Consider the following 24,686-nt stretch of genomic DNA (forward strand, 5'->3'; position numbering starts at 1 on the left):
ACTCCCCAGGGTAGTCGCGTCGGACTGGGCGTTCGTTGCGGGAGCCCCGGCTGATCCCCCGGGCTCCCGCGCGCGTCAGGAACGTCGTCGGGCGCGGCGTACGCGAGCCGTCACCACCAGCACAAGACCCGCACCGAGCAGCAGCAGCGCTCCGGCGACGAGCGCCACGTCGATCTCGGCGCCCGTGTCCGGCAGCTGTGCAGGCGCCGCGGCTCCCGCTCCTGCGGACGGGGCGATGATGGTGGTGGAGTCCCAGCCGAGGAGCGCACCATCAGCCGCGTAGACGGCGATCCGGTGCGCGCCGAGCGTGACCTCCTCCGAGATCATGACAGTGACGGTGCCTTCGGCCGAGACGGTGCGCTCTCCGAGTGCGACCGGGGTGGAGAACAGATACACGTCCACTCGCTCCCCGACGAACTCGCTCCCGACCGTGACGACGGCAGTCTCCCCCCGCACGAGGGAGTCGGGAACGGTCACGGTTCCGCGAGCTTCTTCTGTCAGGTCCTCGTCGGACGGGCCTCCGTGTCCAGGCTCCTCCCCCGTCGATGCGACGGTGAGGGTCGCGGCATCCGTGATCGCTTCGCCGGCGGCGTTCCGGAACACCGCTCGATATTGCGTGCCGGTCGCCGACGCCGCCGCGCCGGTCACGACATAGGATGCGCCCGTCGCATCCGGGATCGCGACCCAGTCCGCGGAGCTCGAAAGCCGGGATTGCCACTGCACGGTGGGAGCGGGAACGCCCGTCGCAGCCGCGGCGAAGCTCGCATCCCCTCCCTCATCCACCTGCACATCGGCCGGGTGCGATCCGACCTGCGGCGCCACCATCGCCGGCGCTGACGGCAGTTCTGTTCCCGGGATCGTCGTGCCCGGCGCGGCGTAGATGAACCGGAGTCCGCGGCTGAAGGATGCTCCGATCACCGACAGATGCGTCTCGTCCTCGAACACATGCCCGCCGAGCTCCAACCCCGCATAGGCGCGTTCCGCCAGTGTCGTCGCGAAGCTCGTCATGTCGCTCGTCATCGGGAAACCGGTCGTGGTCTCCTCCAGCGATCCGACCGAGAGGAACACGCGTGCGTCGAGTGCATCGTTCTCGGCGGCGTACTCGTTCTCGGCATCGAGGATCGTATGCTCATCCCACCAGAGCGACGGGCTCGCGATCACGAAACGCTGGAACAGTCCCTCGTTGTGCAGCAGCGTGTAGGTCGCGAACAGACCGCCGAAGGAATGGCCCATGAGCGCACGATCGCCCGCATCGACGTGGAAATCCCCTTCGATCCGCGGCACCAGTTCGTCTCGGAGGAACGAGAGGAACTCCGGTGCCCCGCCGGAGGGCGTCGCCACGCCGATGTCGGTCGGAGTCAGGTCGAGGGTTCGTGGAACGCCCGAGGCCGTGAAACCCTGACCGGGGTTGTCATACCCGATCCCGACCACGACCGTGCCGGGCGCATTCAGCCGTGCCGTCTCGACCGCGATTCCGAACTCGGCGTTCGCGTCGGTGACGTAGAGCACACGGTACGCGGACCCGCTCTCGCTGTAGCCGGCGGGGAGCGCCACCGAGATCTTGTAGCTGCGGTCATCCTCCGAGGTCATCATCCACGTCTTCACGTCGCGGATGAACGGGTCAGGCTCCTCGGCTGGTCCTGCGGCGACGGCGGCGTGCGTCGAGGCGCCAGAGGCACCCGCGCCGCTCGCCTGAGCGCCCGCCCAACCGGCCGTGACAAGCGTCGTGGCTGCTGCGAGAGAGACGAGGGCCCGGACGCCGCGCCCTCCCCGAAAGTCATACGACATGAGACATCCCTCTCGTCGGTCGATCAGTGATCCTCACGGTAGGACGGGCGGCGCAGCCATCCCATGTGCGCTCACCCCATCAGTGAAGGGCAGCGATGTGCGGATACCCTGCGCCTGCTCACGGTGACGGGAGCGGTTGCTGTCGTCACCCTCTTCGAATGCTCCGGACGCTTCTGCCCGACCTAGACTCGACGGGTGTCATGGAATCGCCGGGTGTTCTCCCTCTCGCTAGACGATCGCAAGGCGAAACTGGTCCGGTCGAGAAGGCACTCCGATCGCTACGAGCTCAGCGTCGACGGAATCCCCCAGTCCGTCGTCTCGATGACCGAGCCCACCATGCTCGAGTACGCCTACACCCAGCACATCGCCCGCGCGATGGATGCCGCCGCCGAGCCCGGCGCACCGCTGTTCACCGTGCATCTGGGCGCCGGCGCCCTCACCCTGGCACGGTACATCGAGGCCACGCGCGCCGGATCACCTCAACTCGTGGTCGAGTTCGAGCCCGCGCTCTACGCCGCAGTCATCGCCGCACTGCCCCTGCCTCCCGGCGCTGACGTGCGAGTCATCTTCGGCGATGCACGGGCAGTCGCAGACGCGGAGCTTCCGGATGAGAAGCCATCGCCGGACCCGTCATCCCCCTCCCGCGAGTGGGTGGACGCGCGCTTCACCGTCGTCGATCTCTGGGATGCCGCCGTCATCCGGCATCGCGTGGCCAGCCAGGAGTTCTACCGCCGGGTCGCCGCACGCTCCGCCGCATCGGGGGTCGTCGCCGTGAACCTGCTCGATGGGCATCCGTTCGAGTACGCACGGCGACAGGCGGCCACCCTGCGATCCGTGTTCGAACATGTGGCCGTCGTTCTCGACGCCGAACCGGAGGATGACGAAGGGCCACTCGGCAACGTGGTCGTCTTCGCGAGCGATGAGCCGCTGGAGATCGTCACGACCCCCGAGCTCCTCGGCACCCCGCGCCCTCCCCTCCTCCACGACGGCGAGCTGACGTCGTGGATCGCGGGAGCGCGCATCATGACCGACGCCGACGGCACCGACTCCCCCGACCCCGACGACCCGGTCTGGAACTAGCGCACCGCGCGGCGACGACCCCTCTCTGCCGACAACGCACTCTTCCCCGCGAACACGGACGAGCCGCCCGGAACCCGAAGGTCCGGACGGCTCGTGGTGCGCCCTCGACGAGGACTGGTGCTGCTTACTGGAACGACTTCACGATCTCGAGGAGGCTCGGCACGTTGGCGTACGCGTCGGCCGCGTTCGCCTTCGTGACGATGATCGGCTCCAGCAGGTAGGCCGGAACGACCTTCTTGCCGTTGTCGTACGACTCGGTGTCGTTGACGTCGACCTTCTCGCCCTTCTGCAGCTGACCGACCATCTTGATCGACTGCTCGACGAGCAGCGTGGTGTCCTTGTTGATCGTGGAGTACTGGATACCCTCCATGATCGACTTGACCGACTCGACCTCGGAGTCCTGACCCGTGACGACCGGAACCGGCTTGCCGGCACCCTGCACCGAGGTGATGATGGCGCGAGCAAGGGTGTCGTTCGGAGAGAGGACGCCGTCGAGCGTCTCGGAACCGTACGAAGAGGTGAGCAGCGAGTCCATACGACGCTGCGCGTTCTCCGGCTTCCAGCCCTCGGTCGCCGTCTGCGCGATCTCGGTCTGACCCGAGACGACCTTCAGCGTGCCATCGTCGATCTTCGGCTGGAGGACCTTCATCGCACCGTCGAAGAACACGGCGGAGTTCGCGTCATCCGGAGAACCCGAGAACAGCTCGATGTTGTACGGCGCGTCGTGGCCCGCACGCTCGGCGAGTCCGTCGAGCAGCGCCTGCCCCTGCAGCTCGCCGACCTTGAAGTTGTCGAACGCGACGTAGTAGTCGACGGCCTCGGTGTTCTCGATCAGACGGTCGTACGCGATGACGGTGACGCCGGCGTCGCGGGCTGCCTCGACCTGCGTTGTCAGCTGCTTGCCGTCCTTCGCTCCGATGATGATGACCTTCGCACCACCGGTGACCATCGCCTGGATCTGGTTCTGCTGCTCGGCGACCGTGTTGCTGGCCGGTGCGTACTGGACGTCGGCCTTGAAGCCGGCCTTCTCGAGGCCGTCCGTGAACAGCTGACCGGCGAGGACCCAGTTCTCCGAGGTCTTGTCCGGGAGGGCGACACCGATCGTGGCGTCAGCGGCGAAACCCTTGGCGGTCTCCTCCCCTGCTCCGGAACCGGTACCACCGCGCTCCGAGGAGCAACCGGTGAGGGCGAATGCGCCCGCGACGACAAGCGCTGTCGCCGACAGAAGAATCTTCTTCATGTGATCTCTTTCTCTGGTGTGTGAAGGTCTCGTCGCGCGTGCGGCACGCGGCTCGACCCCTACTTTCCGCGCGTCTCGTCGACGGCGGGGGCTTCGTACTTCTGGCTGGTCGGGTAGTTGGCCTTCGGATCGAAGGTCGCAAGCGCCGGGTCCTCCTTGCGGCCGAAGCGGCGCGTCATGAACCCGATGATCGAGGGACGACCCTGCTGCTTGTTCCAGACGTCGACACCGACCGCGAACAGGAGCACGAGGCCCTTGATCATCGAGACGACGTCGGCGCCCTGCCCGAGCAGAGCCAGGCCGTTGTTCAGGAACGCCATCACGAGACCACCGATGATCGAGCCGATGACGGTTCCGATACCACCCGAGACGGCGGCGCCACCGATGAAGACCGAGGCGATCGCGTCGAGCTCCCAGCCGTTGCCGTCCTGCGGACCCGATGCGGTGGCACGGGAGACGTAGATCATGCCGGCGAGGGCGGCGAGGACCGACATGTTCATCATGACGAAGAAGTCGACCCAGCGGTCCTTGACGCCCGACAGACGCGCAGCCTGGCGGTTGCCGCCGACGGCGTAGATGTGACGGCCGAACACCGTGTTGTTCGTGATGAAGGTGTACAGGATCACCAGGAGCAGCAGGATCACGCCCGAGATCGGGAAGCTGGTGCCCTCACGCCCGGTGGCGAACAGCCATCCGGCGACCAGGATGACGACCGAGATCAGGATCACCTTGGTCGTGCTGACCCAGGCGGGCGCCATCTCGGAGCCCATCTTGCGCTGGGCCCGACGCAGGCGGATCTCGGAGATCACGATCCACGCGACGCCGATCAGCGCGAGAACCATGGTCAGCACGTTGAACGGGACCGGGATGAACGACAGCTCCGGCAGGTAGCCCGCGCCGATGATCTTGAAGCCATCGGGCACCGGCACCGACTGCGAGTCGCCGACCCACTGGTTCGCACCGCGGAAGAACAGCATGCCGGCGAGCGTCACGATGAACGCGGGCACCCCGACATAGGCGACCCAGAACCCCTGCCAGGCGCCGACCAGCACGCCGACACCGAGTCCGAGCAGAATCGCGAGCGGCCAAGGGAGATCCCAGTCCGCCATCGCCTTGGCCACGATGATGCCGGTGAACGCCGCCACGGAACCGACCGACAGGTCGATGTGGCCCATGATGATGACCATCACCATGCCGATCGCGAGGATCAGGATGTAGGAGTACTGGTTGACGACGTTGATCAGGTTGCCGGACGAGAGCGTCAGTCCCTGCCCCTTGAAGATCCAGGTCAGCACCTGGAACACGACCAGGATGACGACGAGGCTGCCGAGGATGCTGAACTGGCGCAGCGTCGACTGCCCGCCCCCGAACATCTTCGTGATGTCCTTGAAGTGGAAGCCGCGCTTCGCGGTGGTCGATTCGGTGGTCATGCGGATGCTTTCTGGGTCGCGGAGGTCATGCTGCGCATGAGGGCCTCGGGTGTCGCCTGTTCGGTCGGGATGCAGTCGGTGACCCGACCTTCGAAGACGGTGTAGATGCGGTCGGAGATGCCGAGCAGCTCCGGCAGCTCGCTGGAGATGACGATGACGCCCTTGCCCTGCGAGGCGAGCTCGTTGATGATCGCGTAGATCTCGTACTTCGCTCCGACATCGATACCGCGGGTGGGCTCGTCGAGGATGAGCAGGTCGGGATCCGTGAACATCCACTTCGCCAGCACGACCTTCTGCTGGTTGCCACCCGAGAGCTTGCCGACGCCCTCCTCCACGGACGGAGTCTTGATACGAAGCGCCTTGCGGTACTGCTCGGCGATCGCGTACTCCGCACGCGGATCGACGACACCGCGGCGAGCGATCTTCGAGAGCTTCGCGGAGACGGTCGCACGCTTGATCGTGTCGAGGAGGTTGAGGCCGAGCACCTTGCGGTCCTCGCTCACGTAGGCCAGGCCGTGCTTGATCGCCGCTGCCACGTCCGGCAGCACGATCTCCTGCCCGTCCTTGACCATGGACCCCGAGAGGTAGGTGCCGTAGGAACGACCGAAGATGCTCATCGCGAACTCGGTACGCCCCGCACCCATGAGGCCGGCGATGCCGACGACTTCGCCGCGGCGGACGTTGATGTTCGAGCCCTTGACGACCATGCGCTCGGACACGGTCGGGTGCTGCACCCACCAGTCCTTGACCTCGAAGAACACCTCGCCGATCTCGGGGGTGCGGTCGGGGTAGCGGCTCTCGAGCGAGCGGCCGACCATGCCGCGGATGATGCGGTCCTCGTTGATCTCGCCGCGTGAGATGTCGAGCGTCTCGACCGTGCGGCCGTCGCGGATGATCGTGATCTCGTCGGCGATCTGCTCGATCTCGTTGAGCTTGTGGCTGATCATGATCGACGCGATGCCCTTGGCCTTGAGACCGAGGATCAGATCGAGCAGATGCTGCGAGTCGTTCTCGTTGAGTGCGGCGGTCGGCTCGTCGAGGATGAGGAGCTTGACGTCCTTGTTCAGTGCCTTCGCGATCTCGATCAGCTGCTGCTTGCCGACGCCGAGCGTCTTGATCTGCGCATCGGGGTCTTCGTTCAGGCCGACGCGGGCGAGCAGCTCGATCGCGCGCTGCTTCTGGGCCTGCCAGTCGATGCGGCCCAGGTGGCGGATCTCGTTGCCGAGGAAGATGTTCTCGGTGACCGAGAGCTCCGGGATCAGCGCGAGCTCCTGGTGGATGATCGCGATACCGGCCTGCTCGCTCGCCGCGATGTCGCGGAAGCGCTGCTCCTCGCCGTACAGCAGGATCTCGCCGTCGTAGCTCCCGTAGGGGTAGACGCCGGACAGGACCTTCATCAGGGTCGACTTGCCTGCGCCGTTCTCGCCGCAGATGGCGTGGATCTCGCCGGCGCGCACGGTGATCGACACCTCGGAGAGGGCCTTCACTCCCGGGAACTCCTTAGTGATGCTGCGCATCTCCAGGATCGGGCCTGACACGGTCGGCAACGTTGCTGTGGTGCTCACGGATCTTCCTCGCGACGTGCGGTCACCTTCGATGTGACCGTTCACATTTGTAACATGGTGCATTGGGGACGGGACCATGTCAAGTCCGGTCGGCGATTTCGTGTCGTTACCGTGACCCGGACGACTCGCGCAGGCGCAGCGTCGTCTGAAGGGGTCCGAACGCCGGCACCGGCTCGTCCCGGATCTGCGCGAGCAGGATCTTGACGGCTCTGCGCCCCAGCTCAGGGAAGTCCTGATGCACTGTCGTCAACGTGGGCGCGACGTGCGCCGCGACCGGCACATCGTCGAAGCCGACGACGCTCACGTCCTCCGGCACCCGGATCCCGGCATCGCGGAATCCATGCAGCAGGCCGATCGCCATCAGATCGTTCGCCGCGAACACCGCGGTGAAGTCCCGCCTTCGCGAGAGCTCCTGCCCCGCGAAGTAGCCGAAGTCCGCCGACCAGTCGCCGCGGATCGGCGGGAACGTGGGCAGGTCGGCCTCGCGCAGCGCGTCGAGATAGCCGCGCATCCGCGACTCCGCCTCGATCCAGTCCTGTGGCCCGGCCAGGTGCAGGATGTCGCTGTGCCCGAGCCCGATCAGGTGCTCGGTCGCCGCGCGCGCCCCCGCGACCTGATCGGCGGAGAGACTGATCCCGTCCGACCCGGATGCGGTCTGGAGACTCACGAACGGCAGCGAGACGGCCATCCCCCGCAGCACATGGAACACGCGCACCTGCGGAGCGAGCACGACGATCCCGTCGACCTGTTCCCTGGCCAGTTGACGCACGGCACTGCCGATCGCCTCGGGCGTCGTCGCCGCGAGGTTGAGCGTCGAGACCGAGTAGCCCTCCTCACGCGCCGCATCCTCGATGCTCGCGATGGACGATGTGGGGCCGAACTCGCCGATGGTCGCCGAGAGGATTCCGAGCATGTTGGACTTGCTGGTCACCAACGCTCTGGCGGCGAGGTTCGGGCGGTAGTCCAGCACGGCGATCGCATCGAGGACCTTGGCTTTGGTCTCCGGGCGGATGCTGGCATGATCGTTCAGCACGCGCGAGACCGTCTGGTGAGAGACCCCGGCGAGCCGTGCGACGTCACGGATGCTCGGCATCCGCGCACGCTCAGAGGCGCTGGACATCGCAGCCTCCTTGCATGTGCACGGTCACATCGTTACTTCATTATGTACGCCGGGAGCGCGGTCCGCACACCGGGGCTGTGAAAGGCGTGAACGGCACCGACTAGCACATCGAAAAGAGAAACCCGGCGTGACCCGGCGGTTGTCGCTAGAATGACGAGTACCCAGCGGGCTTTCGCAGCTCCGCACCCGATGAACGCTCGCCTGAGGAGGGACTCAACTTCGTCCTGGCCGGCCGTCGAGCGTATGGCGACAGGACAAGGCCATGAGCTCCCCCAGAAGAGCATCGATGACTCTCACCGCCGGAATGATCCTCTGCGCAGGCATTCTCGCGGCCACCCTCACCACCACCGACCCCGAATGGTGGGAACTGTACTTCAGCCGGCTCGGCATGACCGGCGACCTCTCGGCGACGCTGTTCAACGGCGGCCTGATCGCCGCGGGCGTGGTCATCACGGTCTCGGCGATGATGATGAGGATCTGGCTCATCAGCACGCCGCTGATCGCCGAGGCGAAGTACCGACACGCCGCCCGCGCGGTGCCGTTCTTCGTGGCGACTCTGGGCATGAGCCTCGGGGCGATCGGCGTGTTCCCACTGTCGGTCGACAAGGCCGCACACGACAACTCGTCCATGCTCATGCTCTCGTCCTTCGCCTGCCTGCTGATCGTGCACCGCATCTTCCTGCGTCAGCTCTCCCCGATGCTGACCCGCCTCGCTGCCATCTCGGGCGTGACGATGGTGGCCAGCATGGCGGCGATGACGCAGGGATGGATCAATCTCACCCTGTTCGAGGCGATCGGATTCACCGTGATCCTGACGTGGGTGCACCTGCTCGAAGTGCAGCTGCGGAGCCTCGCTCCCGCATTCATCTGGCGACGTTCAGCAAACTCACAGCGATTTTCTTTGTCCCCCATTTGGGGGACAAGCAAAGTGGCGCTATTGTCTATTCAGTAGCTGGGGCTACAAGGCGGAGCATCTGGGGTGCGAAGCCGAACGCAGTGAGGCAGAGCAGCCACGTCCCTTGTGGTGAGCACCCTCTCGAGTACCGGTTGGGGAATCGGATGACTCGAGAGGGGCTGCCCGCTCCGACTCCCGAAGATCGTCACACGACGATGCGAGCGCCCGGCACCGGGCCATGCACATGCAGCGCTTCATGCCCGGAGCGCCGCAGCGCCGTCTGCACATCCTGCGCCGCCTCGGGGTCGGCGCACAGCAACGCGATCGTCGGCCCGGAGCCCGAGACGATCCCCTGCAGCGCACCGGCGCGGATTCCGATGTCGATCGTCTCCGCCAGGTCGGGACGCTCAGAGAGCGCCGCCGCCTGCAGGTCGTTGTACAGCGTGTCCGCCAGTTGCGCGGGATCTCCGGATCGCAGTGCTTGGAGCACGGGGATCGGTACGTCGAGCGACATCGGCGGATCATCGGCGAGGGCGCCTTCCTCCTCGCGCAGAAGATCGAGCCGCCCGTAGACCACGGGCGTGGAAAGGCCGTGCTCGCTGGTGACCAGCACCCAGTCGAACCGGCCACGCGCCAGAGCGGGGTTGAGCTGATCACCCCGACCCGTGCCCACGGCCGTGCCGCCGTGCAGCGCGAACGGCACGTCTGCGCCGAGCCGCGAAGCGAGCTCGTGCATCCGCGCGGCTGACAGGCCGGTGCCCCACAGCGCGTCGCACGCGACGAGTGCCGCCGCCGCATCCGCCGACCCTCCGCCCATTCCGCCGGCGACCGGGACGCGCTTGCGGATCTCGAGCGCGACCCCGCCGGGGTACTCGGTCGCCGCAGCCAGGAGCTTCGCTGCCCGCATCGCGAGGTTGCGATCGTCCAGCGGGACCTCGTCGACGTCATCGACGCCCGAGACCGTCAGCGAGAAGTCGTCCGCGTGACGGGCGATCACGTCCTCGTAGAGCGACACCGCCTGGAAGACCGTCGCGAGCGCGTGATAGCCGTCGTCATGGCGACCGCCGACCCCCAGATAGACGTTGATCTTCCCGGGGGCGCGCACGTGCACGGACTCGGTCGTCGCGGCGATGCTCATGATCGGATGTCCGTCACAGCTCCGAGGACTTCGCCCACAGGTTCACGTCGATCGCGCCCGAGAGCTCATCGATGCGCGTGAGCTCCTCCTTCGTGAACGCGGGGCCGTTCACCGCCGCGATGTTCTCGTCGAGCTGCGAAGGACGCGAGGCGCCGATCAGCGCCGAGGCGACGACCGGGTTGCGCAGCGTCCACTGCAGCGCCAGCTGCGCGAGGGACTGCCCGCGCTCGCGGGCGATGTCGTTGAGCGACCGCAGCGTCTGCAGGGCTTCATCGCTGAGCCTTCCCTCCGGCATCGAACCGCGCTTCTGCGCGCGCTCAGCGGTGCCGTCGCCGAGGTACTTGTCGGTCAGCAGCCCCTGTGCCAGCGGCGTGAAGGCGATCGCACCCAGTCCGTGCGCCTGGAGGGAGTCGGTCAGTCCGTCCTCGATCCAGCGGTTGAGGATCGAGTACGCGGGCTGGTGGATGATGAGCGGCGTACCGAGCTCCGCGGCCACGGCCACGGCCTCCTCCGTGCGCTCCGCGCTGTACGAGGAGATGCCGACGTAGAGGGCCTTGCCCTGGCGCACCAGGGTGTCGAGCGCCGCCACGGTCTCGGCGATCGGCGTCACGGGGTCGACCCGGTGCGAGTAGAAGATGTCGACGTGGTCCAGGCCCATGCGGGTCAGTGACTGCTCCGCGCTGGCGAGGATGTACTTGCGGCTCGCGAAGTCGCCGTACGGTCCGGGCCACATGTCCCAGCCGGCCTTCGACGAGATGATCAGCTCGTCGCGGTACGGCCGGAAGTCCTCGGCGAAGATGCGGCCGAAGTTCTTCTCGGCCGAACCGTACGGCGGGCCGTAGTTGTTCGCCAGGTCGAAGTGCGTGATGCCGCGGTCGAAGGCGTGGCGCAGCAGCGCGCGCTGGTTGTCGAGCGGGATGTTGTCGCCGAAGTTCCACCACAATCCGAGCGAGATCGGGGGCAGGTACAGACCGGACGACCCGACCTGACGGTAGGCGAACTGCTGATAGCGGCTCTCGTCCGCGGTGTACGGACGGTGCAGCTCGGGGACATCGGGGCTGAAGCGCGAAGACTCGGTCACCGTGCCAGGTTAGTCGGTGATGCCGACCTCATCGATCGATGTGGCGTTCTGGGCGATGCGCTGGTAGTCCTCGACCGTGAGATCCTCGCCGCGCGCCGTGGGCGCGACGCCCGCCGCGATCAGCACCTCCGACGCCGCCGCCGAGCTGCCGAAGAGGCCGGACAGCGCCTGACGGAGCATCTTGCGGCGCTGGTTGAAGGCGGCGTCGACGATCCGGAACGTGCGGCGACGCTCGGCCTCGCTGCCGCGCTCCCCCTCGGACCGGTCGAATCCGACCAGCAGGCTGTCGACGTTCGGCACCGGCCAGAACACCTGACGCGACACGGTGCCGGAGAGCTTCCACTCGCCGTACCAGGCCGCCTTCACGCTCGGAGAGCCGTAGATCTTCGAGCCGGGCTTGGCGGCGAGGCGTTCGGCCACTTCGGCCTGCACCATCACCACGCCGCGCTGCAGATAGTCGAAGTTCTCCAGGAAGTGCAGCAGCACGGGGACGGACACGTTGTACGGGAGGTTGGCGACCAGCACGGTCGGTTCTCCCGGAAGCTCCGTGATGCGCAGCGCATCGGCGTCGACCACCGTAAGCTTCTCGGGCGCGACGCCGTGCTCGACCGCGGTCTGCGCGAGGCGGGCGGCGAGGCGGTGATCGATCTCGACGGCCGTGACGGCGGCCCCGCTCTCGAGGATCGCGAGAGTGAGGGAGCCGAGTCCTGGTCCGACCTCGACCACGCGTTCGTGCTGCTGCACGCGGGCGGCCTGCACGATCTTGCGGACGGTGTTCGCGTCGGTGACGAAGTTCTGCCCCAGCTTCTTGGTGGGGGTGACGTCGAGCTCGGCGGCGAGGCGGCGGATCTCGGTGGCGCCGAGCAGGGTGACGGTCATCCCCCCATTCTCGCCTATCCGCGGCGGCGTCCCCGCGCGTCTTCCGCGGCGTCCGCGTCACGAAACGCACCGTCGCGCGTCGTGGTAGGTGAGCGGGGCGATCGATCCGGATGCCTCTGCGACGCCCGTTGTGGAGAGGACACGCTGTGGACGCCGAGAAGACGAGGCCGAACGCGGCCAGTGGTCACCCTCGAGGAGTCGAGCGCCGCACCAGCATCCGCAGCGCCGCATGGGCGCTTCCGGTGATCGCCGCCGCCATCGCCCCTCCCGCTGCCGGCGTCCTCGACGACCGCGGGGCTGCGGCGCAGGATCCCTGAGCAGGAGGCGGCCCGTGCGGCACAGCGGTGTCGGAGGCCGCCGCTACTGTGAACGGATGCCTTCCCTCGGTGAACTCCTCGCGCCCCGCCGCATGGGGAGGGACTTCCGCTGGTTGCTGGCGTCGTCGTGGACGAGCAACATCGGCGACGGCGTCGCGCTGGCCGCCGCCCCGCTGCTGATCGCGTCGATGACCTCGTCGCCGATCCTGGTGGCATCCGGAGCGATCCTCCAGTTCCTCCCGTGGCTCGTGTTCGGTCTGCACGCCGGCGCCATCGCCGACCGCTTCGACCGGCGACGTCTGGTGATGCTGGCGAACACCGCCAGGGCGATCGTGCTCCTCGCGCTCTGCGTGTTCCTGATCACCGGCACCGCGAACATCTGGATCGTGCTCGCGGTCGCATTCCTCTACGGCACCGCCGAGGTCTTCGTCGACACGGCAGGCAGCACGCTCCTGCCGATGCTCGTGAAACCCGCCGACCTCGGCATCGGGAATGCGCGCCTGCAGGCCGGATACCTCGTCGCGAACCAGTTCGCCGGGCCGCCACTGGGCGCGTTCCTGTTCGCGGCCGGCACCGCCTGGCCGTTCCTGCTCGAGGTCGTGTGCGTGAGCGTCGCCGTCCTGCTGATCTCCCGCATGGCCAGGACGCCCATCCCTCCCCGGGCGACGGCCACCCACCCTCCCGTGCACACCGACATCGCCGAAGGTCTGCGCTGGCTCTGGCGCAACCCGCCGGTGCGCACGCTGGTGCTGATCATCCTGCTCTTCAACGTGACCTGGGCGGCTCCGTGGGGCGTGCTGGTCCTCTACGCGACCGAGCATCTGCACATGGGCGCGGTCGGCTACGGCGCCCTCACCACCGCCTCCGCGGTGGGCGGACTGCTGGCGACGGTGAGCTTCGGATGGTTGGAGCGGCATGTGTCGTTCGCGACTCTCATGCGGGTGGTGCTGTCGCTGGAGGTGCTGATGCACCTGGCCTTCGCACTCACGACCGTGGGATGGGTGGCGCTCGTGATCATGTTCGCCTTCGGTGCCTACGCCTTCGTCTGGGGCACGATCTCCACCACGGTGCGGCAGCGTCTGGTACCGGCGGCGCTGCAGGGACGCGTCGCATCCGTGAACATGGTCGGGGTGTTCGGCGGCATGGTGATCGGTCAGGCGCTGGGCGGCGTGATCGCCGAGATCTGGGGCCTCACGGGGCCCTGGTGGTTCGCCTTCGTCGGAGCCGCGCTGACGCTGCTGTTCGTCTGGAAGCCGATCTCGCAGATCGTCAGTGCGGCGCCGGTGGAAGCCGCTCAGTCCTCGAACGAGCCGTAGACACGCAGCGTGTTCGCGGCGAGCTGCGCCGAGAGCTCATCGACGTCGATCCCGAGCTCCGCCGCCATGAATCGCACCGTGATCGGCACGAGGTAGGGCGCGTTCGGTCGACCGCGCAGGGGCACCGGAGTGAGGAACGGCGCGTCGGTCTCGACCAGGATGCGCTCGAGTGGGGTGACCGCGAGCGCGTCACGCAGGTTCTGCGCGTTCTTGAAGGTCACGTTGCCGGCGAACGACAGGTGATATCCGGCATCCGCGCAGACCTTCGCCATGGCGTCGTCCCCGGAGAAGCAGTGGAACACGGTCCGTTCAGGCGCGCCGACACGGGTCAGGGTCTCCAGCACGGCCTCATGCGCATCGCGGTCGTGGATCTGCATCGCGATGCCGTGCTTCTTCGCCAGGGCGATGTGCGCCTCGAACGACGCGAACTGCGGCGCACGCCGTTCCGGCTCCGTGCGGAAGAAGTCGAGCCCTGTCTCGCCGATCGCCCGCGTGCGCGGATGCGCGGCCAGCTCGTCGATCACGGCGATGGCCTCGTCGAGCCGCCCGGCCTCGGCATAGGTCGGCGCGTCGTTCGGATGGATCGCGACCGCGGCGAGCACACGGGAGTCGGATGCTGCCGCCTCCACTGCCCAGCGTGAGGACTCGATGTCTCCGGAGGCCTGGATGACACCCGCGATGCCGACCGCGGCGGCACGGTCGAGCTGCTCGGTCAGCGACAGCGGCTCGTCGCCGTCGAGGATCTCCAGGTGCGCGTGGTTGTCGTAGACCGGCACGCGCAACGGCTCGGGAGCCGCCGGATAGCGCAGGTCCTTGCGCCCGTCGCCCGAGCGCTCACGTACGTAGGTGTCGGACATGTCTCAGGAGGTGGAGTCCACCCGCGGGAACAGCGGAGCGAGCCCGTTGACGCTCGTACCAGGACGCAGTGCACCCCAGGCGCCGGCCTCGCGGATCGGCTGGTCCTGCAGGCGTCCGAGGCTCGCGGCGGCGCCGAGCGCGTGCCACAGCTTCTCGGTGGCCTGCGGCATCACCGGCGACAGCAGTACGGCGAGCGCGCGCAGTCCCTCCGCACACGTGTAGAGCACGGTGCCGAGGCGCGCGCGCTTGTCCTCGTCGCGGGCGAGAGCCCACGGCTCGTTCTCGGTGATGTAGCCGTTGAGCGCGTCGACGACCTTCCAGATCGCGGCGATGGCCTCATCGATGCGGAACTGCTCGACGGCGGCATCCGCGTTCGCTGCGGCATCCGCGACGATCTTCTGGATCGCCAGATCCTGCTCGGTGTACTCGGCAGCCGGGGGCACGATGCCCTCGAAGTACTTCTCGATCATCGCCGTGGTGCGCGAGGCGAGGTTGCCGAAGCCGTTGGCGAGCTCCGCCTGGTATCGCGCGGACAGGTCCTCCCAGGAGAACGAGCCGTCCTGCCCGAAGGCGATCGCGGAGAGGAAGTAGAAGCGGTACGCGTCGGAGCCGAAGACGTCGGTGATCTCGGTGGGCGCGATGCCGGTGAGCTTGGACTTCGACATCTTCTCGCCACCGACCAGCAGCCAGCCGTGCGCGAAGACACCCTTGGGCACATCGAGTCCTGCAGCCATCAGCAGCGCCGGCCAGATGACGGCGTGGAAGCGCAGGATGTCCTTGCCGACCACGTGGTAGGCGGGCCACCGGCGCGCGAAGGTCTCCTCGTCGGAGCCGTAGCCGACCGCGGTGGCGTAGTTCAGCAGCGCGTCGACCCACACGTAGATGACGTGCGACTCGTCCCACGGCAGCGGGATGCCCCAGTCGAAGGTCGAGCGCGAGATGGAGAGGTCCTTGAGACCCTGGCTCACGAAGGAGACGACCTCGTTGCGCGCCGAATCGGGGCGCACGAAGTCGGGCTGGGTCTTGTACAGCTCGAGCAGGCGGTCCTGGAACTCGCTGAGCTTGAAGAAGTAGTTCTTCTCCTGCAGCAGTTCGAGGGGCTTGGAGTGGATCGCGCACACCTTCAGGCCCTCGAAGGGCCCGGTGCCGTCGACGATCTCGGACTCGGGCTTGAACTCCTCGCAGCCCACGCAGTAGAGCGCCTCGTACTCGCCCGCATAGATGTAGCCGCGGTCGTAGAGCCGCTGGAAGAACGTCTGCACGTTCTTCTCGTGGCGCTCCTGCGTGGTGCGGATGAAGTCGTCGTTGGCGACGTCGAGCGTCTCCAGCTGCGGGAACCAGCTCTCGGTGACGAGCTTGTCGACCCACTCCTGCGGGGTGACGCCGTTCGCCGCCGCGGCCCGCAGCATCTTCTGGCCGTGCTCGTCGGTACCCGTGAGCATCCAGGTGTCATCGCCCGCCTGGCGGTGCCACCGCGCGAGGGTGTCGACCGCCACCGTCGTGTACCCGTGGCCGATGTGCGGCACATCGGAGGGGTAGTAGATGGGCGTGGTGATGTAGAACGATTCGCCTGCGGGCATGGGGACAATTCTAGGTGGGACGGAGGGTGCGGTTACGCCGCCCGGAAACCACCGCGACCGGCACTCAGTTCACGGTGACGTCGACGCGGTGCCATCCCTGGGCGCCGTCGGGCGCCGGGGGTGCCGGCTGCTCGATCTGCGTGTCGCCGTCGACGCTCACCGCACGGCACTCGATCGTGTGACGACCGGTCTCGGCCACCCACGGCATGCTCCACTGCACCCAGGTGTCCGCCGAGATGGCGGTCGCGAGCTCGGCACGACGCCACGGTCCGCCGTCGACGCGGACCTCGACGCCGGCGATACCGACGTGCTGCTGCCAGGCCACCCCGGCGATCACGGTGTCGCCGGCCTCGACCGCGCGTCCGCCACGGGGGACGTCGATGCGCGACTGGAGCTTGATCGGACCGTGATCGGACCAGCCACGCGGGGTCCAGTACGCCTGCGCGCGGTCGAACCGCGTCACCTCGAGCTCGGTCACCCACTTCGTCGCCGACACGTAGCCGTAGAGGCCGGGCACGACCATGCGCACCGGGAAGCCGTGCTCGATCGGCAGCGGCTCGCCGTTCATGCCGATCGCCAGCAGGGCGTCGCGGTCGTCGGTGAGCGCCTCGACCGGCGTGGACGCCGTGAAGCCGTCGATGGAGGTCGACAGCACCATGTCGGCATCGGCATGGACACCGGCGCGCGCGAGGAGTTCACGGACGGGGTGGCCCAGCCAGCGCGCGTTGCCGATGAGCGAGCCGCCGACCTCGTTCGACACGCAGGCGAGTGTCACATACGACTCCTGCATCGGCAGGGCGAGCAGCTCGGTCCACGTGATCTCCACCTCGCGATCGACCATGCCGTGGATGCGCAGAGACCAGTCAGCCGGGTCGACGCGCGGCACGATCAGCGCCGTGTCGATGCGGTAGAACTCCGCGTTCGGGGTGACCACGGGGGCAAGTCCGGGGATGCCGAGTTCCGCCGCAGGCGGCACGGCGGCTGCGGGGGCTGCGGCCTTCGGCAACGCCAGCGCGTCGCGTACCGCGTCGATCGAGCGGGTGACGCCGCGCGCCGCGTTGCCCACCGCGAGCGCGATCAGCCCGGCGGCCGCGGTGCCGGCCGTCCAGAGCAGGAACCGGCGACGGTCTTCGTGGTCAGGCGCGAACCCGGCGATGGGGCGCAACCGGCGCGTGAGCAGTCGCAGCGCGATCACTCCGACGAGTCCTGCGACGAGGCCGGGCAGCCACGCGAAGGGGCCGGAGCCGGGGCGGACCATCGCGGCCACCACGGCGAGCGCTCCGAGGCCGCCGAGGATCACGGAGCCCACGCCCGATCGCCAGGACTCCAGGATGCCGGCGACGGCCGCGACGGCCACGAGCACGATCGCGATGCCCGTGATGAGGGCCGCCTTGTCGCCCGTGCCGAACAACGCGATCGCCGTGTCCTTGGCCCAGCTCGGCGCGAGGTCGATGAGCCCGCTGCCGATCACCGCGAACGGGCTGGCGCTCGGCTCGACCACGGCGGCGACGAGCTCTGCCAGTCCGACCGCGACGACCGCCGCGCCCAGACCCGCGGCCGCCGATCGGAGGCGGTCACCGCGCGACGTGCGGATCGCTTGCGTCATCATCATCCGAGAGTAACCCCGGAGCGCCGCGCGGGATCCGTTCGGTTTCGTCCCATCGGGGGTATTCGCTCGGCCTGCGCGCTTCGCTCGGCTCTACGCACTTCCCTCGGCCGTATCGCGGAGATTCGGCCGCGGGAAGCGCATATCGCCGCGGGAAGTGCAGCGGAGCATCCGGGTTCAGAGCGCGTTGCGCCGAGCGACCTCGCCGAGCCAGGCCAGCGAGGGCTTCGGCGAGCGCGCGAACGTCTCGTGGTCGAAGCCGATCAGGCCGAACGTGGGGGCGAATCCGCTCGCCCACTCATAGTTGTCCAGGGCGCTCCAGTGTTGGTACGCACGCACCTCGATGCCGTCCGAGATCGCGCGGTGCAGTCCTTCCAGCGCTCCCTGCGTGTAGGCGATGCGGCGGGTGTCGTCAGCGGTGGCGATGCCGTTCTCGGTCACCAGGATCGGCACCCCTCCGCTGCGCTCCCAGGCACTGCGGACGCCGAGCTCGAGCGCCTCCGGGTAGAACTCCCACCCGGTGAGGGTCGTCTCCACGTCGGGGCTGACCGGACGCGGCCCCTCGGGTCCGATGAAGGTGCGCGTATAGGCCTGCACGCCGACGAAGTCATCGCCGGCCGACTGCTCCAGATACCAGTGGTCGCGCGGGTCGCCGTATTCGGCGAGCATCTCGTCGGCACCGGGCTCCCCCGTCGAGTGGAATGCCTGGGTGGCGATCGTCCAGCCGGCCTGTGCGCCGGAGACGCTGTGCACGATCTCCGATGCCCGGTGGTGCGCGTCGAGCAGCGTGTCGGCGACGGCGAGGTCCGGATTCGGCAGTCCGAAGGCGACGAGGTTCGCCGCGTCCTCTCCCCCGGCGAGCATCGCCGCGATGTTCGGCTCGTTGATGGTGCACACGTAGCGGACCCCGTCGAGGATCGGCAGGACGGTCTCGACGTAGCGTGCGAACAGGTCGACCGCGTCATCCGCCCGCCAGAAGCCGTCCTTCTGGAACCACTGCGGCACCGTGAAGTGCATGAGGGTGACCGTCGGGTCCAGGCCGTTCTCGCGTGCCGTGTCGATCATGCGACGGTAGTGGTCGAGCATGGCGCGCGAGACGAACCCGCGCTCGGGCTCGATGCGCGCCCACTCCACCGAGAACCGGTAGGAGTTGAGTCCGGCGTCCGCGAGCAGACGCATGTCCTCCGGGTAGCGGTGGAAGTGGTCGGCGGCGTCGCCCGACGGCTCCACCATGGGCGAGCCGGGCGCATGCTCCATCGCCCACCAGTTGCTGGTGGTGTTGTTCCCCTCCACCTGGTGGGCTGCGGTCGCGGCGCCCCAGAGGAAGCCTTCAGGGAATGAGAGCACGGAGGCTCCTTTCTTTCGGTGGGGTGTGGGCTCAGCGTGCGGCGCGTGCCGGATTGGGCACCGCGTCGAGCAGTTCGACCGTGTACGGGTCCTGCGGGTGCTGCAGGACCTCGGAGGTCTCGCCGCGCTCGACGACGCGACCGCTGTTGAGTACGAGGATGTTCTCGGTCACCAGTCGCGCGCTGAGCAGATCGTGCGTGATGTAGAGCATGCTGATGCCCCAGCGCTCGCGCAGATCCTCGAGCAGGGCGAGCACTCCGGCGCGCAGCGAGACGTCGAGCATCGACACCGGCTCGTCGGCGATGAGCACCTGCGGATCGCTCGCGAGCGCCCTGGCGATCACGACGCGCTGACGCTGTCCGCCCGAGAGCTGGTGCGGCAGCTTCGCCGCGAACTGCTCGACCGGGGTGAGCCCCACGGTCTCGAGCAGCTCCAGGACGCGCGCCCTGGCCTCCTGCCCGCGCAGCGGGGTGTAGTTGCGCACCGGTCGAGACAGCGCGTATTCGACGGTGTGCAGCGGGTTCAGCGCCGCATACGGGTCCTGGAACACCATCTGCACGTCCTTGCGCAGGTCGCGCAGACCGCCGCGGCGCAGCGTCGCGACGTCGACATCACCGAACCTCACGGTGCCGGCAGTGGGCTTCTCGACCCCGGTGATCAGCTTCGCGATGGTCGACTTTCCCGATCCGGAGGCTCCGACGAGCGCGAGCGCCTCGCCCGGCTCCAGCCGGAACGACACGTCGTCCACCGCGACGACCGGATCCTGCCCGCGGCGCGGCGCCGGGTAGCGCTTGGACACCCCCTCCACGATGATCGCGGCATCGGCACGGCGCAGGTCGCGCTGCGCCACGGTCGGCAGCGTCTCGGTCAGGTCGGTGCGCACCCGCCCTTCCCGGCGCCGGGTGCCGAGGTCGACGAAGCCGGGGATGGAGATCGTCTTCGCTCGCGGGTCCGCGTAGTGGCTGAGCAGCATCCGCGTGTACTCGTCCTTCGGGTCATGCAGGATGTCCGCGCTGCGGGCGTCCTCCACGATGCGCCCCTCGTGCATGACCATCACCCGGTCCGTGGCCTCCAGCACGATGCCGAGGTCGTGGCTGATGAGGATCGCGGTGAACTGCTCGGCCTCCTGCAGGTCGCGGATCGTATCCATGACCGCGTGCTGCACGAGCACATCGAGGGCGGTGGTCGGCTCATCGAACACCATGAGCTGCGGTTCGAGCGACAGGGCCAGCGCGATCGATGCGCGCTGCCGCATGCCGCCAGAGAGCTCGCCGGGGTACCGCGAGAGCACCTCCGGCTCGAGGCCGACCTTGCCGATCAGCTCTCTGGCTCGCGCGTCGCGGGCCTCGCGGGGCACGTGACCGTGCGCGGCGAAGATGTCCTGGAAGTGCGCGCCGACCGTGCGCACCGGATTCAGGGCGTTCATGCCGGACTGCAGCACCATCGCGAAACCGCCCTGGCGCTGGCGACGCAGCTCCTCGGCGTCCAGCTCGCGGATGTCACGCCCGCCGAACAGGATGCGTCCTCCGCTGATCCGCGCCGGGGGTTTCTGCAGCCGTGTGAGGGCGAAGCCGAGCGTGGACTTGCCCGACCCGGACTCGCCGACCAGCCCCACGAACTCTCCGCGACGGAGCGTGAACGACACGTCCTCCACCGCCGTCACCGGCTCGGTTCCCGGCGAGGCGTACTCGACCGAGAGCGAGTCGACCTCCAGCAGCACGTCATCCGCGTTCATGGCGCTCATCGGCCCTTCCCCTCTCGCAGGCGCGGATTGGAGATGCCATCCACGCCGAAGTTGATCAGTGTCAGGCTCAAGGCCAGCAGTGCGATGCACAGACCGGGGGCGAACAGCAGCAGCCACTGCCCGGTGAGCAGCGAGTTGGAGTTCTGGGCCCAGTAGAGCATGGTGCCCCAGCTGACGATGCTGGAGTCGCCGAGACCCAGGAACTCGAGCCCCGCCTCGGCCAGGATCGCCGCCGTCGCGGCGCCGAACAGCGTGCCGGCGATGATCGAGGTCATGTTCGGCAGGATCTCGCGGAACACGATGCGCGCTGCGCTGTCTCCGGAGAACTGCGCGGAGGCGACGAAGTCGTTGCCCCGGAGCGACTGCGTCTGACTGCGCAGCACGCGCGCACCCCAGGCCCAGCCGGTCACGACGATCACCGCGATGATCATCAGGATGCCGCCGTTCTGCAGGTACGCGGCGATCACGATCATGAGGGGCAGGCCGGGGATCACCAGGAAGAGGTTGACCACGAAGCCGACCACCTCACCGGCGAAGCCGCGCATGTATCCCCAGCTGAGTCCGATGAGCACCGCGACGATCGTGGAGAGGATGCCGGCGGCGAAACCGACCAGCAGGCTGATCTGCGCGCCGTAGATGAGCTGGCTCAGCACGTCCTCCCCCGCGGCCGTGGTTCCCAGCCAATGGGCGGCCGAGGCGTCGGCGTTGCGCTCGAAGCCGTTGTCCTTGGCCCCGTACGGCGCGATCACCGGGGCGAACACCGCGACGAGCACGAAGAAGCCCAGCAGGCACAGTCCGAGCCGGGCCTTGCCGTTGCCCCAGAGGGTTCCGAGCATGCGCCCGAGGGCGCGCCACGGGCTCGGGGACGCGATGCGGTCGGCCGGAAGCTTGACGTTCATGGTGGAGGTCATCGGCGGGTCCTTGGGTCCAGTACGCCGTACAGGATGTCGACGAGGAAGTTGGCGATGAGCACGCTCACGGTGATCATCAGGAAGAGCGCCTGCATGAGCGGGTAGTCCTGCCCGATCACGGCGTTGAACAGCAGATATCCGATACCGGGATAGCCGAACACCTGCTCCACGAGGATGGATCCGCCCACCACGCCGCCGAGCGTGAGCCCGAAGCCGGTGAGGTTGGGGAGGATCGCGTTCCGCGCGGCATAGCGCAGGGCGATCGTGCGACCGCGCAGACCGTTCGCCTCGGCGAAGGTCACGTAGTCCTGACCGAGCGTGTTGATCATCGCGTTGCGCATGCCGATGATCCAGCCGCCCAGTGAGGTGAGCAGGATCGTCAGCGCCGGGAGCACCGCGTGCATGGCCAGGTCGGAGATGAACGCCCAGGTGAAACCGGGGGTCGTCGTGGCCGCGTAGGCGCCGGTGGTGGGGAACCAGTGCAGCACGTAGCCCAGGAAGAACAGCAGCAGCAGCGCGGTCCAGAAGTACGGGAAGGTGCTGAGGAAGGAACCCGTCAGCGTGGGCAGGCTGTCGAGCCAGGTCCCTCGCCGCCAGGCGGCCGCCACGCCGATCAGCGTGCCGATCACGAAGGCGAGGATCGTGACGATCCCGACCAGCCCGATCGTGTACGGCAGCGCCGTGGAGACCATGCTGGCGACCGACTGCGGGTAGAACGTGTACGAGACCCCGAAGTCGAGCCGGGCGACCTGACCGAGGTAGGTGACGTACTGGTCCCAGATGGAGCCGGTCGGAACGCCGAGTTGGGCCTCTATGGCCGCGCGCGTGGCGTCGGAGACCGGACCGTTCTGCGAGAGCTTCGCGATCGCGGCATCCGCGGGAGATCCGGGCATGAGCCGCGGGAGGAAGAAGTTGAGCGTGATCGCGGCCCACAGCGTGAGCACGAACAGACCGAGCTTCTGAAGGACGTACTTCATTTGTCGTCTCCGTTCACGAGCTTCAGCTTCGTGAAGATCATCAGCGGCGCTGAGTCGTAGTTCTGCGGGATCATGTACGGATCGTCGGCGTTGGGCCACCCGGTGAACTTGGCGTCGCTGAACAGACCCCAGATCCCGCCGTAGTACAGCCCGATCACCGGCAGGTCGTCGTAGACGATGCCCTGCAGCTCCCGCACGATCTCGGCCTGGCGCTGCGGATCCACGGTCGCCCGGTACTCGGTGAGCAGCGCGTCGGCCTCATCCGAGCGGTAGCGCTCGAAGTTGTTCGCGGTCGCCTCTCCCGACGGCACGTAGAACTCGCTGGAGAGGAGGTTGTTGTAGGCCTGGTACACGTCGCCGTTGCCCATGCCGCCGATCGCCATCTCGAAGTCGCCGTTGCTGATCGCGCTCTGGTATCCGGCCGGCTGCGGCAGGCGGAGGGTGACCTTGACACCCACCGCGGCGAGCTGCGACTGCACCGTCTGGGCGGCGCGCGTCCAGTCCGTGAAGCCGTTGGCTGTGGTGAGGGCGAACTCGAGCTGCTCTCCGTCCTCCCCCACCAGTCGGTCGCCGTCGAGCGTGTACCCGGCTTCCGCGAAGGCTGCGAGCGCGGCATCCGCGTCCTGCGTGATCATGCCCTGGTCGGGGATGTCGGGGTCGAGGTACTGCTCCTGGTTCGGGAGGATGAGGCCGGTCTGACCGGCCGGCTCCATGTACCCCTCGGAGGCGGTCTCGGCGATCTCCTCGCGGTCAAGGGCGAGGGCGATACCACGACGCACGTTCACGTCGTCGAAGGGGGCGACCTCGAGGTTCGGCATCAGGGCGATCACGCCACCCGGCGGGAACCACCACGCGTTGTGGTCGCTCGCCGCTCCCCAGGTGCCCTCGACGTCGGAGATGAACGCGTAGGCCCAGTCGTAGCCGCGGCTGACGGTGTCGAGCTGCGAGTTGGTCGCCGGCAGGATGATGTGCTCGATCTCGATCGAGTCCGCCTGCCAGTAGTCGGGGTTCTTGTCCATCGAGTACTGCTGGTCGTTGTAGTTGCCCAGCACGAACGGACCGGTGCCGACCGGCTTCTCGTTGCGGAACGTACCGGGATCCTTCACATCGGCCCAGAGGTGCTCCGGCACGATCATGGTCTGTCCCAGGATCGACAGCGACGGTGCGTCCTCTCCCTGCAGGTGCAGGATGACGTCGTCGCCATCGGTCTCGACGCTCTCGAGGTGCTGCCACGCCCCCTTGATGTCGAGCGAGGGGTTGTCCTCCAGCAGCTGGAAGGTGAACGCCACGTCGTCGGGGGTGAGGTCTTCGCCGTCGCTCCACTGCACGTCGTCGCGGATCGTCATCACGATCGTGCGGGCGTCGGGCTGCGACCACTCGGTCGCCAGCCACGGGTTGAGCGTCCCGTCGAGCGGGTTGACCAGGATCAGCGGCTCGTAGATCCACCGCGATGCGGTGCGCGTGTTCGTCAGGTACGGGTTGAAGTTCTTCGTGAAGAACGGATTGCCCTTGTCGGCGTTGATGAGCATCGTGTCGGCGCCGATCGACGGATCGGGCTGCGACGTGATCTGGATGCTGCATCCGCTGAGCGCGACGGCCGCGGCCGCCAGGCCTACGATCGCGGCTCTGCGCCACCGTCGGAGCGTGTGCTTCTTCGACACCCTGCCACCTCATGTCGTCTCTGTCATGAAGGGCGTCACGTGGTCGGAACGCCCTGCGGACCCTGCCGCATGAGCGAGTGTAAGCGCATACATTTCTGCGCCGCAACCCCTTGACAAGGCCCCGGAGGACTGTCTTCCCTTGCCCTCACTGGC

20 protein-coding genes are annotated in these 24,686 nt (G+C 67.8%); 4 read left to right on the plus strand and 16 right to left on the minus strand.

Annotation, left to right across the window (positions count from 1 at the left end; translation table 11 throughout):
* Positions 1-75: 75 nt before the first annotated feature.
* Complete coding sequence (locus tag ACIOVG_RS15315; RefSeq protein WP_400875232.1) at positions 76-1,788, minus strand: alpha/beta hydrolase-fold protein; 1,713 nt, start codon at positions 1,786-1,788, stop codon at positions 76-78.
* A gap of 195 nt (positions 1,789-1,983) precedes the next feature.
* Between ACIOVG_RS15315 and ACIOVG_RS15320 the strand changes: the two genes are divergently transcribed.
* Entirely contained in the window at positions 1,984-2,868 is an 885-nt protein-coding gene (locus tag ACIOVG_RS15320) for a spermidine synthase (RefSeq protein WP_400875235.1), read from the plus strand.
* A gap of 124 nt (positions 2,869-2,992) precedes the next feature.
* Here ACIOVG_RS15320 and ACIOVG_RS15325 read toward each other — a convergent pair whose 3' ends face one another.
* The 4 genes from ACIOVG_RS15325 to ACIOVG_RS15340 form a co-directional block, all read right to left on the minus strand.
* Positions 2,993-4,108, minus strand: coding sequence for a substrate-binding domain-containing protein (locus ACIOVG_RS15325; RefSeq protein ID WP_400875238.1), 1,116 nt, complete (start codon positions 4,106-4,108; stop codon positions 2,993-2,995).
* A gap of 59 nt (positions 4,109-4,167) precedes the next feature.
* The gene (gene mmsB, locus ACIOVG_RS15330) at positions 4,168-5,538 is read right to left on the minus strand and encodes a multiple monosaccharide ABC transporter permease (protein ID WP_400875241.1); all 1,371 of its coding nucleotides are present in this window, start codon (positions 5,536-5,538) and stop codon (positions 4,168-4,170) included.
* Positions 5,535-7,055, minus strand: coding sequence for a multiple monosaccharide ABC transporter ATP-binding protein (mmsA, locus tag ACIOVG_RS15335; RefSeq protein ID WP_400876421.1), 1,521 nt, complete (start codon positions 7,053-7,055; stop codon positions 5,535-5,537). Before mmsA ends, mmsB begins: the two co-directional genes overlap by 4 nt.
* A 154-nt stretch (positions 7,056-7,209) precedes the next feature.
* A complete protein-coding gene (locus ACIOVG_RS15340; RefSeq protein ID WP_400875244.1) occupies positions 7,210-8,223 on the minus strand; it encodes a LacI family DNA-binding transcriptional regulator in 1,014 nt (337 codons plus the stop codon).
* A 286-nt stretch (positions 8,224-8,509) separates the two neighbouring features.
* Between ACIOVG_RS15340 and ACIOVG_RS15345 the strand changes: the two genes are divergently transcribed.
* On the plus strand, positions 8,510-9,175 hold the full coding sequence (locus ACIOVG_RS15345) for a DUF998 domain-containing protein (protein WP_400875247.1): 666 nt from the start codon (positions 8,510-8,512) through the stop codon (positions 9,173-9,175).
* 148 nt (positions 9,176-9,323) lie between these two features.
* Here the strand turns inward: ACIOVG_RS15345 and ACIOVG_RS15350 are convergent, their stop codons facing one another.
* From ACIOVG_RS15350 to rsmA, 3 genes are read right to left on the minus strand one after another with little or no spacing between them, the layout of a single operon-like run.
* A complete protein-coding gene (locus tag ACIOVG_RS15350) occupies positions 9,324-10,256 on the minus strand; it encodes a 4-(cytidine 5'-diphospho)-2-C-methyl-D-erythritol kinase (protein WP_247630797.1) in 933 nt (310 codons plus the stop codon).
* A 13-nt stretch (positions 10,257-10,269) separates the two neighbouring features.
* Positions 10,270-11,337, minus strand: a complete 1,068-nt coding sequence (mgrA, locus tag ACIOVG_RS15355) for an L-glyceraldehyde 3-phosphate reductase (RefSeq protein ID WP_400875250.1) — start codon at positions 11,335-11,337, stop codon at positions 10,270-10,272.
* 9 nt (positions 11,338-11,346) lie between these two features.
* Positions 11,347-12,216: a 16S rRNA (adenine(1518)-N(6)/adenine(1519)-N(6))-dimethyltransferase RsmA gene (gene rsmA / locus ACIOVG_RS15360; protein WP_400875253.1), complete on the minus strand. Its 870-nt coding sequence runs from the start codon at positions 12,214-12,216 to the stop codon at positions 11,347-11,349.
* Between the two features lie 146 nt (positions 12,217-12,362).
* On the opposite strand from rsmA, the gene ACIOVG_RS15365 reads away from it, so the two are divergent.
* A complete protein-coding gene (locus ACIOVG_RS15365; protein WP_400875256.1) occupies positions 12,363-12,533 on the plus strand; it encodes a hypothetical protein in 171 nt (56 codons plus the stop codon).
* Between the two features lie 56 nt (positions 12,534-12,589).
* A complete protein-coding gene (locus ACIOVG_RS15370; RefSeq protein WP_400875259.1) occupies positions 12,590-13,849 on the plus strand; it encodes an MFS transporter in 1,260 nt (419 codons plus the stop codon).
* Here ACIOVG_RS15370 and ACIOVG_RS15375 read toward each other — a convergent pair.
* From ACIOVG_RS15375 to ACIOVG_RS15410, 8 genes are all read right to left on the minus strand, one after another.
* Entirely contained in the window at positions 13,828-14,706 is an 879-nt protein-coding gene (locus tag ACIOVG_RS15375; RefSeq protein ID WP_400875262.1) for a TatD family hydrolase, read from the minus strand. The genes ACIOVG_RS15370 and ACIOVG_RS15375 overlap by 22 nt on opposite strands.
* A 3-nt stretch (positions 14,707-14,709) precedes the next feature.
* Positions 14,710-16,287: a methionine--tRNA ligase gene (gene metG / locus ACIOVG_RS15380; RefSeq protein ID WP_400875265.1), complete on the minus strand. Its 1,578-nt coding sequence runs from the start codon at positions 16,285-16,287 to the stop codon at positions 14,710-14,712.
* A 64-nt stretch (positions 16,288-16,351) separates the two neighbouring features.
* Positions 16,352-17,896, minus strand: a complete 1,545-nt coding sequence (locus ACIOVG_RS15385; protein WP_400875268.1) for a molybdopterin-dependent oxidoreductase — start codon at positions 17,894-17,896, stop codon at positions 16,352-16,354.
* Positions 17,897-18,070: 174 nt separating this feature from the next.
* On the minus strand, positions 18,071-19,240 hold the full coding sequence (locus ACIOVG_RS15390) for a glycoside hydrolase family 1 protein (RefSeq protein WP_400875271.1): 1,170 nt from the start codon (positions 19,238-19,240) through the stop codon (positions 18,071-18,073).
* A 31-nt stretch (positions 19,241-19,271) separates the two neighbouring features.
* Positions 19,272-20,984, minus strand: a complete 1,713-nt coding sequence (locus ACIOVG_RS15395) for an ABC transporter ATP-binding protein (protein WP_400875274.1) — start codon at positions 20,982-20,984, stop codon at positions 19,272-19,274.
* Positions 20,981-21,895 (minus strand): ABC transporter permease, encoded by a 915-nt coding sequence (locus ACIOVG_RS15400; protein WP_400875276.1) that lies wholly within the window; start codon positions 21,893-21,895, stop codon positions 20,981-20,983. Before ACIOVG_RS15400 ends, ACIOVG_RS15395 begins: the two co-directional genes overlap by 4 nt.
* A complete protein-coding gene (locus ACIOVG_RS15405; protein ID WP_400875279.1) occupies positions 21,892-22,872 on the minus strand; it encodes an ABC transporter permease in 981 nt (326 codons plus the stop codon). The genes ACIOVG_RS15400 and ACIOVG_RS15405 overlap by 4 nt, the downstream gene beginning before the upstream one ends.
* Complete coding sequence (locus ACIOVG_RS15410; protein WP_400875282.1) at positions 22,869-24,533, minus strand: ABC transporter substrate-binding protein; 1,665 nt, start codon at positions 24,531-24,533, stop codon at positions 22,869-22,871. Before ACIOVG_RS15410 ends, ACIOVG_RS15405 begins: the two co-directional genes overlap by 4 nt.
* Positions 24,534-24,686: the final 153 nt, after the last annotated feature.

The sequence above is a fragment of the Microbacterium sp. NPDC087591 genome (genome assembly GCF_044743625.1).
In the GTDB taxonomy this organism is placed as follows: domain Bacteria; phylum Actinomycetota; class Actinomycetes; order Actinomycetales; family Microbacteriaceae; genus Microbacterium.